The organism is Bradyrhizobium cosmicum (assembly GCF_007290395.2).
Classification (GTDB): Bacteria; Pseudomonadota; Alphaproteobacteria; order Rhizobiales; family Xanthobacteraceae; genus Bradyrhizobium; species Bradyrhizobium cosmicum.
In genome coordinates this window covers 5,533,097-5,548,477 of the sequence record NZ_CP041656.2, presented here as the reverse complement: position 1 = coordinate 5,548,477, position 15,381 = coordinate 5,533,097, and the positions used below count along the sequence as shown (strand labels likewise).

At 65.5% G+C, this 15,381-nt stretch carries 12 protein-coding genes and 1 pseudogene; 3 read left to right on the top strand and 10 right to left on the bottom strand.

The window, feature by feature from the left end:
• The first annotated feature begins 139 nt into the window (after positions 1-139).
• Both FNV92_RS26585 and FNV92_RS26580 read left to right on the top strand, forming a co-directional pair.
• A complete protein-coding gene (locus FNV92_RS26585) occupies positions 140-772 on the top strand; it encodes a hypothetical protein (protein ID WP_168213555.1) in 633 nt (210 codons plus the stop codon).
• 97 nt (positions 773-869) lie between these two features.
• On the top strand, positions 870-1,466 hold the full coding sequence (locus FNV92_RS26580; protein ID WP_015687793.1) for a hypothetical protein: 597 nt from the start codon (positions 870-872) through the stop codon (positions 1,464-1,466).
• Here the strand turns inward: FNV92_RS26580 and FNV92_RS26575 are convergent.
• The 9 genes from FNV92_RS26575 to FNV92_RS26535 all read right to left on the bottom strand — a co-directional run bounded on the left by FNV92_RS26575 (position 1,463) and on the right by FNV92_RS26535 (position 11,819).
• A complete protein-coding gene (locus FNV92_RS26575) occupies positions 1,463-2,542 on the bottom strand; it encodes an Acg family FMN-binding oxidoreductase (RefSeq protein ID WP_244623637.1) in 1,080 nt (359 codons plus the stop codon). The two genes, FNV92_RS26580 and FNV92_RS26575, sit on opposite strands and share 4 nt — an antisense overlap.
• A gap of 96 nt (positions 2,543-2,638) precedes the next feature.
• The gene (locus tag FNV92_RS26570) at positions 2,639-3,886 is read right to left on the bottom strand and encodes a class I SAM-dependent RNA methyltransferase (protein WP_143843889.1); all 1,248 of its coding nucleotides are present in this window, start codon (positions 3,884-3,886) and stop codon (positions 2,639-2,641) included.
• Positions 3,879-4,613 carry a TlyA family RNA methyltransferase gene (locus FNV92_RS26565; RefSeq protein WP_143843890.1) on the bottom strand — a complete coding sequence of 245 codons (735 nt, stop codon included), beginning with the start codon at positions 4,611-4,613 and terminating at the stop codon, positions 3,879-3,881. Before FNV92_RS26565 ends, FNV92_RS26570 begins: the two co-directional genes overlap by 8 nt.
• Positions 4,614-4,638: 25 nt before the next feature.
• Positions 4,639-5,193, bottom strand: a complete 555-nt coding sequence (locus FNV92_RS26560; protein WP_143843891.1) for a nucleoside 2-deoxyribosyltransferase — start codon at positions 5,191-5,193, stop codon at positions 4,639-4,641.
• A 191-nt stretch (positions 5,194-5,384) separates the two neighbouring features.
• Entirely contained in the window at positions 5,385-7,313 is a 1,929-nt protein-coding gene (gene dxs, locus FNV92_RS26555) for a 1-deoxy-D-xylulose-5-phosphate synthase (RefSeq protein ID WP_015687788.1), read from the bottom strand.
• A gap of 585 nt (positions 7,314-7,898) precedes the next feature.
• Complete coding sequence (locus FNV92_RS26550; protein WP_008132970.1) at positions 7,899-8,150, bottom strand: exodeoxyribonuclease VII small subunit; 252 nt, start codon at positions 8,148-8,150, stop codon at positions 7,899-7,901.
• A gap of 73 nt (positions 8,151-8,223) precedes the next feature.
• Positions 8,224-9,153, bottom strand: coding sequence for a histone deacetylase family protein (locus FNV92_RS26545; protein WP_015687787.1), 930 nt, complete (start codon positions 9,151-9,153; stop codon positions 8,224-8,226).
• Positions 9,154-9,287: 134 nt separating this feature from the next.
• The gene (locus FNV92_RS26540; protein WP_143843893.1) at positions 9,288-10,949 is read right to left on the bottom strand and encodes a bifunctional metallophosphatase/5'-nucleotidase; all 1,662 of its coding nucleotides are present in this window, start codon (positions 10,947-10,949) and stop codon (positions 9,288-9,290) included.
• A gap of 111 nt (positions 10,950-11,060) precedes the next feature.
• Positions 11,061-11,819 (bottom strand): enoyl-CoA hydratase-related protein, encoded by a 759-nt coding sequence (locus tag FNV92_RS26535; protein WP_143846206.1) that lies wholly within the window; start codon positions 11,817-11,819, stop codon positions 11,061-11,063.
• Positions 11,820-12,095: 276 nt separating this feature from the next.
• Here FNV92_RS26535 and FNV92_RS26530 point away from each other — a divergent pair.
• A pseudogene (locus FNV92_RS26530) lies at positions 12,096-13,330 on the top strand (MFS transporter).
• 165 nt (positions 13,331-13,495) lie between these two features.
• Here the strand turns inward: FNV92_RS26530 and FNV92_RS26525 are convergent.
• Complete coding sequence (locus FNV92_RS26525; RefSeq protein WP_143843894.1) at positions 13,496-15,274, bottom strand: acyl-CoA dehydrogenase; 1,779 nt, start codon at positions 15,272-15,274, stop codon at positions 13,496-13,498.
• Positions 15,275-15,381 lie beyond the last annotated feature (107 nt).

Below are 15,381 nucleotides of genomic sequence, written 5' to 3'. Positions count from 1 at the left end.
CGGACGTTGAAGTTAACCGCTCGTTAACGAGTGCCGGGCCTAATTGGACTGTGTCTGATTGTTTCCAGTCGGTGTCTTGTCATTGCTGACCGGCGAGCGACCGAAACGGGATTGTCAGACTCGTCCGCTGAGCAATCCGATGGCCATCGTCACGCAGAGCACCAGCCAGATTTCGCCCGCCAATGAGCGGGTATATCACCAGAGCAGATTGCTCGGTGAATGGAAGGGGAATTGGGCGGGCAACAACCAGGCCGTCGGCTTCAAGGTGGTCAATATCCGCGGCGCCCGGGCGCAGGTCGAGTACACCCATAACGGGCACACCGAGCGCGGTTTTGGCCAGGTCAGCGGCGCGCTTATCACCTTCGGCACGATCACAGTCGGCACCAAGGACGGCAAGAGCCTGGTGCTCCTGTCTTCCGCGGGCGCTGGCAAGCAAACCGCCAATCTCGAGAAGCAGGCGCCGCCGGCTTCCGACAACCGCTTGATGGGAAGCTGGGGCGGGTATTCCAGCGACAACGGCAAGAGTGCGAGCTTCAAGGTCCTCGCCGTCAACGGCAAGGAAGCGCAGGTCAGCGTCACCACCGACGGCATCACCCGTCAGGGCACCGGCATCGTCTACAACAACGTCATCATGTTCGGGCAGTCGCAAATTTCGACCAAGGACGGACAGAACGGTACGATCATCTACCAGGTCGGGACCAAGTCCTTCTCGGTGCCCGTGACGAAATATCCGCCGGCGGATTCGTCGTCGTCGGTGGACAGGACGGCCTGAACTTCAGCGAGGCTGACCAAGCGGTCCCCGGCATCGCTCCTCTGGCCTTGGTGTGGTCCCGAGGGTATAATCAGCCAGCTGTTTCACGGTCATCGGAATGTTGAACCTCGCTTCGTCACGCGCCCTTGCGTTTCTGTTCACCGTGCTCTTGCTCAGCGGAGCGCCGGTTCATGCGCAAGTTGCGCCCCTGAGGTATTGGATCCCGGGTGGAGGTTTCGGCTTTGGCGGCGGTGCCGGTCAGAGTTCCGACAGCTACGGCAACTTTCCGGGCTTCAATGCTGGCAACGAAGGCTACGGTTTTCGTCCCGGCTTCTTTGTCGGAAGCGAGCGCGGCAATCTTGGTCTGAGCGGTCTCGGCCAGCCTGCCTCGGGCGGCAATTTCAGCGCGCTCTCTTATGACAGCACGCAGTTCGGCTACAACACCAAGACGGCGGGCGGCATGCCCGTCACATTCTTTGCCGGCTTCGACACGCTGAAATACAACGGCGGCATCGGCAGCTCGCTTGCGCCACTCACCTCCGGCGTTTCGCCCGGCTACGGTGCGTTTGCGGGTGTCGAATTCAAGCCGACGTCTAATCTCAGCCTGTCTTTTGGCGCCGGTTTCATGCAGCAGGACGCGGGCCGCATGGACAGCGATATCAGATCGAACATGCTGCCCGGCGAGTCGCCGGCGTTGAGCGGCTTGCGTCGCTAGCGCGGCATCACCAGTTCCGGGGGACGCCGCAGCGATTTCGGCAGTGTCGGGCCGGTGCCGAAGCGCATCACGATATCGGGGCGTCGGTCGCCCAGTCCGAGCGAGGTCGCGAATTGCGGCCGCAGTGCCGCCACCTCGACCGGTTGGTTGACGAAGGAATATTTGAGGCCGAGCGCAGTCGCCTGCAAGCCAAAACGCTGGCAGGCCCGGCCGACCGAGATCCAGTGCGATGTGTCGCTGCGATCGGCCGCGAGCACGACAACCCCTGCAGAGCTGTCGAGCTCCTCGCGATATTTCTTGTTTTCCCCGCTTTCGGTGAGAACGAACGTCAGGAGCGGGCGCGCGAGCCACGCGGGCAGGGTCGGATTCCCCGAGGCACCCGAGAACAGCCCGTCCATGGTCGCGAGTGCATCGGTCTCGTTGAAACGAAGCCAGCTTACGAGCTCGCGCATGAAGGCCTTGTCGCGCATTTGTGCTGAATTTCCCTCGATCACATAGTTGGTGACGTTGGAGATTGCGGTACGTTCGGTCATCAGGATCGCCGTGACGTCAGGTTCGCGGCAGGCGTTCTCGAGCTGGCGCAAGATGTCGGGCGCAACTGTCCTGCCGTCGAAAACCGCGCGGGTGCTTTGCCTGACGGGGATCGCGTCGGCCAGCGCGGAGGTTGCCGGCGGCGCCTCCTCGAGTGCGATCACGATCCGGTCGCCGTCGATTGTGGGATGGGCACGCCAGCCCAATATCGACGCAGCGAGAATGAGGTTTTCCGCGGCGCAGCCGAGGCTGACGAAGAGGTGATGATCGTCAGGATCGACGGTCGGACAGCGCCGCGCGAAGTCGGGGGCAATCGCGATTTCGTTGCCGCGGGCGGTGAAAATCCACGGCTGGGTGTTGTGGCTGTTGGCCGCCAGCGTCGCAAAGCGCACCAGCTCGCGATCCCTCGGCGCGGCCTGTAGCGGGGCCCGTGACGTGCTCACCGCCTCATCATAGGTCATCGTGGCCGCAGGGGCAGGCAGACCGCTGAAAGCGGTCGCGCACAATCCGAGCGCCGTCGTGATGAACTGCCGTCGGTCAACCACAGACGTCCACTCCACATTGCACATGACGCTTGTAGCGCCGACGGGCATCGAGGCGATTGACCGGAATCAAGGTTGGTGACACGGACGTTGACGGCCTTACCGCGTGAACTTCGCCACCAGCTCCACATGCGGCGTGTGGCGGAACTGGTCGACCGGCACGACCGTGTCGATCCTGTAGCCGCCATCGATCAGCAGCCGCGCGTCGCGGGAAAACGTCGCGACGTTGCAGGACACCGCGATCACCACGGGCACCTTGCTCGCGGCGAGCTTCAGCGCCTGCGCCTGTGCGCCCTGGCGCGGCGGGTCGAACACCACGGCGTCGAAGTCGCGCAGCTCCGGCGGCACCAGCGGGCGGCGGAACAGGTCGCGCGGCTCGGCCTTGACCGGCTTCAGCCCGGGCGTGCGTGCGGCTTTCGCGAGCGCGTCGATCGCGCCGGCGTCATTGTCATAAGCGGTGACGCGGGCCTTCTCGGCGAGCCTTAGCGCAAACGGCCCGACGCCGCAGAAGAGGTCGAGAACCTCCTTGGCCTTGCCCACGCGCTCTGCGACGAGCGCGGCCAGCGTTTCTTCGCCGGCGATGGTCGCCTGCAGGAACGAGCCCGGCGGCAGCGTCACCTCGGCGCGGCCCATCTTCACCGTTGGCGGCAGGCGTTGCAGCACCAGCTCGCCGTGCCGGGTCAGCCGCGCCAGCCGATGTTGTTCGGCGACGCGCGACAGCGCCGTGACCAGCGGGGTCGGCAGCGGGCCGGAGCCGCGCACGTCGACATCGAGGCCGTTGGCGGTGGCGGTGACCTGGATGTCCAGCGGCTTCGTCACCGGCATTCTGGACGTCAGCGGTTCGGCAATTGCCCAGGCGGCCTCGAGCGCGCCGTTGAGCGCCGGGTCGAGAATGGGGCAGCGGTCGATCGGAATGACGTCGTGCGAGCTCGTCGCGGAGAAGCCGACCTTGAGGACGCTATGCGTGCCGAACCGCCCGTGCAGCGTGACGCGCCTGCGCCCCGCGCCATGGGCATCGACCAGCGGCGCCACCTCGCAAGCGATGCCGGCCTGCGCCAGCGTCTCGACCACGATGCCGCGCTTCCAGGCGCGGTATGGCTCGGCCGCCCAGTGCTGGATCGCGCAGCCGCCGCAGACGCCGAAATGCGGACAGAACGGCGCGATGCGCTCAGGGCTCGCGATATCGACCGCCAGCAGCTTGCGGCGGTCGGGGTGGTTGCCGAGGACATGATCGACCTCGACGGTCTCGCCGCCGAGCGTATAGGGCACGTAGACCGCTTCGCCCGCGGCGAGGCAGACGCCATCGCCGCGGTGGCCGACGTGATCGATGGTCAGGCGCTCAACCACGGCGGGCGCCCAGGAAGAACTCGATGTTGCCGTCGCCGCCCGTGATCGGGGAGGGAAACACCTCGATGTCGGAGCAACCGAGCGAAACGGCAAAGGCCGCGATGTCGTCGCAGATCTCCTGGTGCACGGCGGCGTCGCGGATGATGCCCTTCTTGTTGTGTTTCCGGTCGGCCTCGAATTGCGGCTTGATCAGCGCCAGCAGGCTCATCGGCGCGGCCGCCAGCGACAGCGCCACCGGCAGCACGGTTTTCAGCGAGATGAAGCTGACGTCGATGACGACGACATCGGGCCGTGCCGGCAGCCGCTTGCCGTCATAGCTGCGGATGTCGGTCTCCTCCATCGACACGATCCTGGGATGACCGCGTAGCGAGGGATGCAGCTGGCTGGTGCCGACATCGACTGCGAACACCAGGCTCGCGCCGTTCGCCAGCAGTACCTCGGTGAAGCCGCCGGTGGAGGCGCCGACGTCGAGACAGACATGGTCCTCGATCTCGATCGGATAGCGCTCCAGCGCGCCGGCGAGCTTGACGCCGCCGCGCGAGACATAGGGGTGCGCGGGCTCGGCCTGGATCACCGCGTCCTCCGCGATCGTCTCCGACGGTTTTGCGACCTGCTTGTCGTTTGCGGTGACGAGGCCGGCCTCGATCGCCGCGCGCGCCCGCGCACGGCTCTCGAACAAGCCGCGCTCGACCAGCAAGACATCCGCACGCTTGCGGGCAGGGGACATCGGGTCTCCGACAGAGAACGAGTGCTCAGGATGCGATCAATCGCGCGGCTGCCATCCGGACGCAAGCCTCGAATGCAGCAAGATCGTGCCAGACGTCGGCAGGCATTTCCGCGGGCGTCACCAGCGGGTAGCCGTGCAGCTCCAGCGCATGGATCATCATGAGATTGTCGGAGTGGCCGAAATCCTCGACCGTCAGCCCGTGCGGATCGACCAGCCGCCCGCCCTCGGAGGTGACGGTCAGGAAACGGCCGACGCGGTCGGCATAGACGGCGCCGTCGTTGGAGTAGGCGAGGCAGAACTTGCGGCGGCCGGCCATGTAGCCGAGTTCGTAGACGGTGCCGGGATCGGCCCCGGCGCCGCGGAACGGGGTGAGATTGGCGATGATGGCGTCGGCCTGGTCCATCATCGCCTCGTTGCCGCAAAAGATCTGCCGCGAGGCATCGGGGGCGGTGAGATCGACGATGTTGTCGAGCGGATAGAGGCCGGTGAGGCCGTAAGCCGCGCAGATATCGACCTTGCGCCGGCCGATCTCAACCGCATCCGGCAGGAACACGTCGGGGCCTGCCAGATAGATTTTCATGGGAAGAGAACCGAGAAAATTTGGATCGAGGTGCGAGCCACGGCATGTGCTCTGCTCCCTCCCCCGCCAGCGGGGGAGGGTCGGGGAGAGGGTGTCTCCGCAATCGAGAACCCCCGAAAGAGGAGAAAGCCCTCACCCGGATCGCTTCGCGATCCGACCTCTCCCGCAAGCGGGAGAGGTGAAGCTAAACCTCAAGCCAGCTTGACCGTCTCGGCCTTGACGTCCTTGCCAAGCGCCTCGAACACCTTGGCGACGATGCCCTTGGCGTCGAGGCCGGCGCGGCCGTACATCGCGGCCGGGGTGTCGTGGTCCTGGAACACGTCGGGCAGCACCATGGAGCGGAAGCGCACCATGCCGGTGTCGAGCGCGCCCTGATCGGTCAGGTACTGTGCGACATGCGAGCCGAAACCTCCGACCGAGCCTTCCTCGATCGTGATCAGGACGTCGTGGTCGCGGGCCAGCTTGAGCACCAGTTCGGTGTCGAGCGGCTTCATGAAGCGCGCATCGGCGATCGTGGTGGAGAGCCCATGAGCGGCGAGCTCGTCGGCCGCCTTCTCGCATTCGGCCAGACGCGTGCCGAAGGAGAGCAGGGCGATCTTGTTGCCCTGGCGGATCACGCGGCCCTTGCCGATCTCGAGGGGAACGCCGACGTCGGGCATCTCGATGCCGCGGCCTTCACCACGCGGATAGCGCAGCGAGCTCGGACGGTCGTTGATCGCGACCTGGGTCGCCACCATGTGCACGAGCTCGGCCTCGTCGGCCGCGGCCATGATCACCATGTTCGGCAGGCAGCCGAGATAGGCGTTGTCGAACGAGCCGGCATGCGTCGCGCCGTCAGCGCCGACGAGGCCGGCGCGGTCGATGGCGAAGCGCACGGGCAGGTTCTGGATCGCGACGTCATGCACGATCTGGTCGTAGCCACGCTGCAGGAAGGTCGAGTAGATCGCGCAGAACGGCTTGTAGCCTTCGGTCGCAAGACCGGCGGCGAACGTCACAGCGTGCTGCTCGGCGATGCCGACGTCGAAAGTGCGGTCCGGGAACGCCTTGTTGAAGATGTCGACGCCGGTGCCCGACGGCATCGCCGCGGTGATGGCGACGATCTTGTCGTCCTTCTCGGCTTCCTTGACGAGGCTCTGGCCGAACACGTTCTGGTAGGCCGGCGCGTTCGGCTTGGACTTGGCCTGGGTGCCGGTCGCGACGTCGAACTTGACCACGGCGTGGTACTTGTCGGCGGACGCTTCCGCCGGGCCGTAGCCCTTGCCCTTCTGCGTGACGACGTGAACCAGGATCGGGCCAGTCTCCATGTCGCGCACGTTCTTCAGCACGGGCAGCAGATGGTCGAGGTTATGGCCGTCGATCGGGCCGACGTAGTAGAAGCCGAGCTCCTCGAACAGCGTGCCGCCGTCCATCATGAAGCCGCGCGAATATTCCTCGACGCGGTTGGCGCGGTTGGCGATGACCTTGGGCAGCCGCTGGTTGATCTGCTTGGCCGCCTCTCGCAGCGTGCGATAGGTCTTGCCGGAGTAGAGGCGCGACAGATAGGCGCTCATGGCACCGACCGGCGGTGCGATCGACATGTCGTTGTCGTTGAGGATGACGATCAGGCGCGAATTCATCGCGCCCGCATTGTTCATGGCCTCGTAAGCCATGCCGGCCGACATCGCGCCGTCACCGATCACTGCGATGACGTTGTTGTTGCCGCCGGCGAGGTCGCGTGCGACCGCCATGCCGAGGCCGGCGGAGATCGAGGTCGAGGAATGCGCGGCGCCGAACGGATCGTAATCGCTCTCGCTGCGCTTGGTGAAGCCGGACAGGCCGCCGCCGGTACGCAGCGTGCGGATGCGGTCGCGCCGGCCGGTGAGGATCTTGTGCGGATAGGCCTGATGGCCGACGTCCCAGATCAGCCGGTCGCGTGGCGTGTCGAAGACATAATGGATTGCGGTGGTGAGCTCGACCACGCCGAGACCCGCGCCGAAGTGACCGCCGGTCACCGAGACGGCATCGATCGTCTCCTGCCGGAGCTCGTCGGCGACCTGGCGAACCTGCTCGACGTTGAGCTTGCGCAGGTCGTCCGGCGTCCGGATGGTGTCGAGAAGCGGCGTCTTACTGTATGCGTTCACGGCGATTTCCAATTTGTCAGCGCCGGAAGGTCGTTCCGGTGCGCGATGGGTTTGCACAATATCGGCGCAGCGCGAGTCCTAAAACCGTCGGAGCCACCTGCATGGGGCAAAGCCCCGTCTTCAAGCTTAGGTGAGCTTAAGTGCGCTCCGGTTCAGTCTCTGTGATCCCTGTCACTTAGATCGGCTTCGTCCGTCCCAGCCAATTTCATCAGCAGTTTGAAGCGCTTGTCGTCGGTAATCGGTGCCCACGCAAGGCTTGCAAAAAGCCACACTCCGCGCAGCTTTACACCAAAGCTTGGGCCAAAGCCAACCCACTGGGCTGACTACCGGCATGCACGTGCAACCCGCGGACCAGGTTGGTTAACTGGGGCGCCTTGCGGGAGGTTCCGGCTTTGCCCGGTTCCTTCGCAGGTTTTGGGCGAGATCGAGGCTCTTTTGGACGGATTCAGAGAGCGGGAATGCCTGGCGACACCAATCGTGACCGCGTCAGACCTAAGCCCCCACGGGGTTTCGCCGGCGGAACCCGTGCAATCATGAAAAAAAGCTGACGGCCACCGCTCGAAATGGGCGGCTCGGTGGAGGTCGTTACTGCACGTCGAGCGGCGCGGTGCCGGTGGCCTGGCCGCTGGCATCGGTGGTGATCTTGTCGACGCGCGCTTCCGCCTGGCGCAGCAGCTCCTCACAGCGGCGCTTCAGCGCCTCGCCGCGCTCGTAGATCGTCACGGATTCCTCGAGCGGCACCTTGCCGTCCTCGAGCCGCTTCACGATCGTTTCGAGCTCCTCGATCGCGCGCTCGAAGGTGAGCCTGGAGACGTCGACTTGGGTATTTTCGGCCATATCCGTTTCCGATTGCCCGATTCGCTTCACCTGAAGAGAAGCCGAGTTTTGCGGGCTTAATGTGGCGGGTGCGTCAAGCGCCCATCAGGGCGCCGACATGCGCCGTAACAGATTCTTTCAGTCCTTGCAGGTCATAGCCGCCCTCGAGCACCGAAACAATGCGGCTGCCTGCGGTCTTGTCGGCGAGGTCCATCAGCTTGCGCGTGACCCAGGTGTAATCCTCCGCGCGCAGGTTCAGCGAGGCCAGCGGATCGCGGTAATGCGCGTCGAAGCCGGCGGAGATGATGATCAGCTCCGGGCTGAACTTCGTCAGTTGCGGCAGGATCAGATTCTCGAATGCGGAGCGGAATTCGGGGCCGCCGTCTTCGGAGGCGAGCGGCGCGTTGACGATGGTGTCGTGGTCGCCGCGCTCGCCCTTCGCGCCGGTGCCCGGAAACAGAGGCATCTGGTGCGTCGAGCAATACATCACGGTCGGGTCCGACCAGAAGATGTCCTGCGTGCCGTTGCCGTGATGCACGTCGAAATCGACGATGGCCGCGCGCGTGATCCCGTATTTGCGCTGGGCGTGGCGCGCGGCGATCGCGACATTGTCGAAGAAGCAGAAGCCCATCGGCTTGCCGATCTCGGCATGATGTCCGGGCGGGCGCACGGCGACGAAGGCGTTGCGGTGCTCGCCATTCATCACGGCTTCGGTTGCGGCCACCGCGCCGCCGACGCCGCGCATCACCGCTTCCCACGTGCCTGGCGACATCGAGGTGTCGCCGTCGATATAGATCAGGCCGCTGGTCGGCGCCATGTGGCGCAGCTCGGTGACGTAATGCTCGTTGTGGCAGAGCGTGACGAGATCGAGATCGCCTTCCGGCGCCTGGTCGCGCACCAGGAACTGGAAGCGCTCGTGGGACAGCGCTTCCTCCACCGCGCGCAGGCGGTCGGGCCTTTCAGGATGACCCGGGGGCGTGTCGTGGTCGAGGCAGGCCTTGTGGGAGAGGAGAAGCGTGCTCATCAGGTCGGCCTCACGGGATACGGGCTCTCGACGTCGCTTGGCGCATCCGGCGCCAAAACGCAATGCAAAACCCAATCTAGGCGTTCGGCCGAGAATGGCAAAGGGTGGTCCCGTTCCGGTCCGTTTGATCCGGATCAATTCACGCGCAGGATGCGGCTCAGCGGCAACGGCCCGATCGGCCCGTGCGCCCTGAAGAACGCGAACAGGGCATCCGCATCGTAGCTGCCATATTGCGCCGCCGTCCCCTGTTTGGCGACGGTGAAGCCGTCGCCGCCGACGGCGAGGTAATCGTTGAGGGTGATGCGGTAGCCGCTTCCAGGCTCGATGGGCCGGCCTTTCAGCGTCATCTTTTCGATCATGACGCGCTCACCGAACGGCTTTGTTGCGTCCCAAGTATAGCTGAATCCGTTCGAGACCTGGAGGATTCGCGGGCGCTTCGGATCGAGCCATTGCTGCTCCAGCATGTCCTTGAGCTGGCTGCCGGTCAGCGTCATGGTGACGAGGCGGTTGCGGAACGGCTGGCTCGCGAACAACTCGCCGAACGACACCGCGCCGTTCTCCTTCGGGACGATGTCGGTGCGGATGCCGCCGGGATTGGTGAGCGCGATGACAGCGCTGCCATCCTGAGCCGCCCTGGTCGCGGCGAGTTGCGCGTCGGCGATGACGTCGCCGAGCGCGCTCTCGCCGGCCTCGTTCGGAACGCGCGACAGCGTCTGCGTTACCGATCCCGCCGGGCGGTTGGCGATGGGTGCCGAGAGCTTGTCATAGGCGTCGATCAATGCAGTCTGCTCGGGATCCTTGGCCAGCGAGGCATTGGCGACGATGACGTTCTCGGCCCTGGCTTTGATGATGTCGCGCGTTGCCGGATCGAGCGTGAGGTCGATCGCGGTCACCAGCGTGCCGTATTTGTCGCCGCTGGTGACGAGCCGCCCGTCGATATTGCAGATATAGGCGCGGTGGGTATGGCCGCTGACGACGACGTCGACGGCGCGGTCGAATTTCTTGACGATATCGACGATCGGGCCCGTGATAGCAGGGCATTCATTGTAGTCGCCCGAGGGCTCGCCGCCTTGGTGGATCAGCACCACGATCGCCTCGACGCCGCGCGCCTTCAACTGCGGCACGAGTGCGTTCACCGTCTCGGCTTCGTCGCGGAATTCGAGCCCGGCGATGCCGGATGGCGAGACGATGCCCGCGGTCTCCTTCAAGGTCAGTCCGATGAAGGCGACGGGGATGCCCTCGAACTCCCTGATCTCATAGGGCGGCAGCACGCTCTTGCCGGTCGCGGTCTCCACGGTGGAGGCGGCGAGATAATGGAATTTGGCGCCCGTGAACGGACGCGGTCCCTGGCAGCCGTCGACGGGATGGCAGCCGCCGTTCTGCATCCTCAACAGCTCGGTCTTGCCTTCGTCGAATTCGTGATTGCCGACGGAGGTGATCGCAAGCCCCATCATCGACAGCGACTCGATCGACGGCTCGTCGTGAAACATTGCCGACAGGAACGGGCTCGCGCCGATCAAATCGCCGGCGGCGACAAAGATCGTGTTCTTGTGCCCCTCGCGCAGCTGTTTCACCAGCGTCGCCATGTATTCGGCGCCGCCGGCGGCCACCATCACCTTCCCGGTCTTGTCCTCGGGATCATTGATGCGGATGCCGCCGGGCGGCGGCCGCAGATTGCCGTGGAAATCGTTGATCGCGAGCATGCGCAGCTCCACGGGCGCGGCGGTCTGGGCCAAGGCGGGGAGGGCGGAGGTCAGCGCGAGTGCGGCAAGGATCGATTGAAAGGCGTATCGCATGGAACCAGATTAGTCGTTCCAGGCGAAGATTTCACGAAAGTTCTCGCCGTCATTCCGGGGCGCGACGACGTCGCAAGCCCGGAATGACGGCGGTCGGCCGGGTGCCGACCCCTACCGCTTCTTCCGGCTCGCGAACGCGTTGAACGCGGCAATCGCGTCATCCGATTTCAGCCGTTCGCCGAACAGATGGGCTTCCTGGTCGATGCGGCGGGTGAGCTCTTCGGGCGGGGCGCGCAGCAATTTGCGCGAGGTCGCGACCGCCTCGGCGGGCAGCCGGCAGATCTCGCGCGCCACCTTGCGCGCCTCGACTTCGGTATGTCCCGGCGAGACCACGGTGTTGACGAAGCCGGCATGATGCGCCTCCGCCGCGGTGAAGGTCCGCCCCATCACCAGCATCGCAAAGGCGCGCTGATACCCCATCGTGTTCGGCATCAGGAGGCTGGCGGCGCCGACCGGTACGAGCCCGAGATGGATATAGGGCGCGGAGAAGGTCGCGGCGTTCGAGGCGAGCACGTAGTCGCAGTGGAACAGCATCACCGTGCCGATGCCGATCGACGCGCCGTCCACGGCGGCAATGATCGGCTTGACGTTGAGGGCCAGCGAATAGAGGAATTTCGCGCCGTCCGACAGGGTCTCCGGGCGCGAGGCGTCGGCCTTGAGAAAATCGTCGATGTCGTCACCGGCAGTGAACACTCCGGAGCCGCCGGTGACGATCATGCAGCGGATATCGGGATTGTTCTGCGCGGTGTCGATCGCGCGGCTCATCTCGCGATACATGTCCTGCGTGATCGCGTTCTTCTTGCCCGGGCGGCGCAGGGTGATGACGCGCGTTCCCCGCTCCTCGGTGACGATGATGTTGCCGTTCGGCATGTAGCCCCCTGCGGTCGCCGCGACGCCAAGCATTTGGCGAGTCCCGCAAGCGTCAGCCTACATGATCTTGCAGACGTGCCAATCCGCCCACGCGACCTTTTCGGGGACGGCCCCGGCGCATGACGCCTGGGAACCACCGCTTTGGATCCCGCCGGCCGCACCATTTCCACATGCAATTACGCATTGCAACAAATGGCTACAATGTTTCATTTGAAAAACCGGTGGTTGTGGGGCACGATTGCCCGATGCCGTTTCCTTTGGCCGATTGCTCGATCGATGATTGCCGCAACGGACGTTGACGAATCCTCGCTGCACTACCGCGGCTGGCGGGTCGTGCTGGCCTGCTTTCTGATGGCCTTCTTCATGTTCGGCTTCGGCCTCTACGGGCAGGGGGTCTATCTCGCCGAGCTTCAGCGCGCCCATGGCTGGCCGGGCACGCTGGTCTCCGCGGCCAGCACCTTCTCGTTTCTGCTCACCGCCGTCCTCGTCATCTTCACCGACGATCTGCTGGCCCGCATCGGGCTGCGGTCGTTGATCCTGTGCGGCCTGGCGGCGCTCGGCGCTTCGAACGTGCTGCTGGCGCTGATGCAGACGCCCTGGCAGCTCTATTTGGCCTATGCGCTGATGTCAGTCGGCTGGACCGGCATGGGGACCGTGGTGATAGCGACCGTGCTGAACTCCTGGTTCGAACGGCGCCGCGGGCTCGCGCTGAGCCTCGCCTTCAACGGCGCGACCTGCGGCGGCATCGTCCTCGTTCCGCTGCTGCTGTCGCTGACCGGCAGCATCGGCTTCCGCTCGGCCATGCTGGTGGCTACGATCGTGATGGTGGTGCTGGTGCTGCCGGTGGTGGTTGGCTTCATCGGTTGGCCGGCCGAGAGCTTGCGGACAACGGGCGGGCGCTCCGGTGGGGCCGCGGCCGCACCGGCTCATTCCCGCAAGACGCTGCTCGCCAGCGCCGCGTTCTGGACCATGGTGTTGCCGATCGCGATCGCGCTGCTGGCGCAGATGGGATTCATCATCCACCAGGTGACATTTCTGGAGCCGCTGATCGGGCGTGCCAGCGCTGGCCTTGCCGTCACCATCATGGCGGCGATGGCGGTGGTCGGCCGCCTGTCGCTCGGCCTGTTCGTCGACAGGCTGGATCCGCGGCTGGCCTGCGCGGCGTCGATGACGAGCCAGGCGGCGGCGCTGTTCGTGCTTCTCCAAAGCACGAGTCCTGCGTGCTGCTGGTGTGCTGTGCCGTCTACGGCTTTTCGATCGGCAACATGATCACGTTCCCGCCCTTGATCATCCAGCGCGAGATCGGTTCCGCCGCCTTCGCCGCGGCGATGGGATTGGGCACGTCGATCAGCGGCATCGTCAGCGCCTTCGGCCCCGGCATCGTCGGCCTCGTGCGGAGTTTCACCGGCAGCTACACGATGGCGTTCGCGATGTGCGTGGCGCTCGATCTCGTGGCTGCGGGGATCGTGCTGTGGCGGCCGGGAGCAAGGACGAAGCTCGCCGCGTTGTAGTCCGGATGGATTATGCGTCCTCGTGCCCCGGACGCAGCGCAGCGCTACTTCAGCGGTGCGCTGCAGAGCCGGGGCCCATGTCGCCGCGACCGCCACTTTGGAGTGGGTCACGGCTCTGCGCAGCAACGCTACGCGTTGCAGCGCGTCCGGGACACATTCGGCGGCTCACCCCAGCAACACCGCATCCGCCGCCGCGACCGACTCCGCGCTCTCCGTCACGGTACGCTCCAGCGCGCCGGCCTGCACCGTGATGTTCTCGGCGAAGAATCGCGCGAGCGAGACGTAGCGCGCCGCGTCCGCGTTGCCCTCGGCCTTCGCCGCGAGCGCCTCGGAGGCCAGCATGCAGCCGCCGAGCGTCGCGCCGAACTGCTGCAGATACGGCGTCGCGCCGGCGAGCGCGTCGTTCGGTGCGGACGCAACGCGCTCCAGCAGCCATTTGCTGGTGCGCGTCAGGGCCTCGAGCGCCTCGCGCAGCTTTGTCCCCGTGGTGCCGAAGGCGGGATCGTTGGAGGCCTCGACCTGTTTGACGGTGGCCGAGAGCTCGTCGAGCAGCGCCCACACCGATGCGCCGCCATTGGCCGCCAGCTTGCGCGTGACGAGGTCGATCGCCTGGATGCCGTTGGTGCCCTCGTAGATCGCGGTGATGCGCGCATCGCGGTAGTGCTGCGCGGCGCCCGTTTCCTCGATGAAGCCCATGCCGCCATGCACCTGTACGCCGAGATAGGCGACCTCGTTGCCGATATCGGTGGAATAGCCCTTGGCCATCGGCGTCAGCAGCGCCGCGCGCGCGGCGGCGTCAGCCCTCACCTTCGGATCCTTGGCGCGGGTCGAGACGTCGAGCGCAACCGCGGTCGCATAACAGATGGTACGCGCGGCCGCGGTCTGCGCCCGCATCCGCATCAGCATGCGCTTGACGTCGGGATGCACGAAGATCGCATCCGAGCCGTCGCTCTTCTTGCCGATCGCGCGGCCCTGCTTGCGCTCCTGCGCATAGGACAGCGCCTGTTGATAGGCTCGATCGGCGACGCCGACGCCTTCGAGGCCGACGCCGAGCCGGGCCTGGTTCATCATCGTGAACATGCAGCGCATGCCCTGGTTCTCTTCGCCGATCAGAAAGCCGATCGCGCCGCCATGATCGCCCATGGTCATGGTGCAGGTCGGCGAGGCATGCATGCCGAGCTTGTGCTCGACGCCGCTGGCGAAGATGTCGTTGCGCTGCCCCAGCGAGCCGTCGGCATTGACCATGAACTTCGGCACCAGGAACAGTGATATCCCCTTGGTGCCGGCGGGCGCGTCGGGCAGGCGCGCCAGCACGAAATGCACGATGTTGTCGGTCATGTCGTGCTCGCCATAGGTGATGAAGATCTTCGTCCCCTTGAGGCGATAGGTGCCGTCGGCCTGCTTGTCGGCGCGGGTGCGCAGCGCGCCGACGTCGGAGCCGGCCTGCGGCTCGGTCAGCTGCATCGTGCCGGTCCATTCGCCGGAGACGAGCTTTTCGAGATAGATCTTCTTCAGTTCGTCGCTGCCATGTGCATCGAGCGCCTCGATCGCCGAGGCCGTCAGCAGCGGGCAGAGACCGAAGGCGACGTTGGCGGCGCTCCAGATCTCGGTGCAGGCGGCGTTGATCGCGATCGGCAGGCCCTGACCGCCGAAATCCTCCGGGCCCGACACCGCGTTCCAGCCGCCCTCGGTCCAGCGCTTGTAGGCATCGGGCCAGCCCGGCGCGGTCGTGACCTTGCCGGCATCGAGCTTGATACCGTGCTGGTCGCCGACCTTGTTGAGCGGGGCCAGGACGTCGGTTGCGAACTTGCCGGCTTCCTCCAGCACGGCGGCCGCGATGTCGGCGTCGAAATCGCCGTAATGGCCGGCCTCCACGGCGGCCTTGAGGCCGGCACCATGGTTGAGCGACAGCAGCATGTCAGAGATCGGCGCGCGGTAGGTCATGACTCACTCCCGGGGACGGATATTGGCGCCGTATTCCCATGAAACGGCGGAGGTCTCAATGGGCGGGAACGGGCCAGGGCCGGGACTATAATAGAGTGTGGCGGGAG

Coding starts and splice junctions, on each gene's coding strand:
- FNV92_RS26585 (WP_168213555.1), top strand. CDS start 140: ATGGCCATCGTCACGCAGAGCACCAGCCAGATTTCGCCCGCCAATGAG.
- FNV92_RS26580 (WP_015687793.1), top strand. CDS start 870: ATGTTGAACCTCGCTTCGTCACGCGCCCTTGCGTTTCTGTTCACCGTG.
- FNV92_RS26565 (WP_143843890.1), bottom strand. CDS start 4,613: ATGTCCCCTGCCCGCAAGCGTGCGGATGTCTTGCTGGTCGAGCGCGGC.
- FNV92_RS26560 (WP_143843891.1), bottom strand. CDS start 5,193: ATGAAAATCTATCTGGCAGGCCCCGACGTGTTCCTGCCGGATGCGGTT.
- FNV92_RS26550 (WP_008132970.1), bottom strand. CDS start 8,150: ATGGCCGAAAATACCCAAGTCGACGTCTCCAGGCTCACCTTCGAGCGC.
- FNV92_RS26545 (WP_015687787.1), bottom strand. CDS start 9,153: ATGAGCACGCTTCTCCTCTCCCACAAGGCCTGCCTCGACCACGACACG.
- FNV92_RS26540 (WP_143843893.1), bottom strand. CDS start 10,949: ATGCGATACGCCTTTCAATCGATCCTTGCCGCACTCGCGCTGACCTCC.
- FNV92_RS26535 (WP_143846206.1), bottom strand. CDS start 11,819: ATGCCGAACGGCAACATCATCGTCACCGAGGAGCGGGGAACGCGCGTC.
- FNV92_RS26525 (WP_143843894.1), bottom strand. CDS start 15,274: ATGACCTACCGCGCGCCGATCTCTGACATGCTGCTGTCGCTCAACCAT.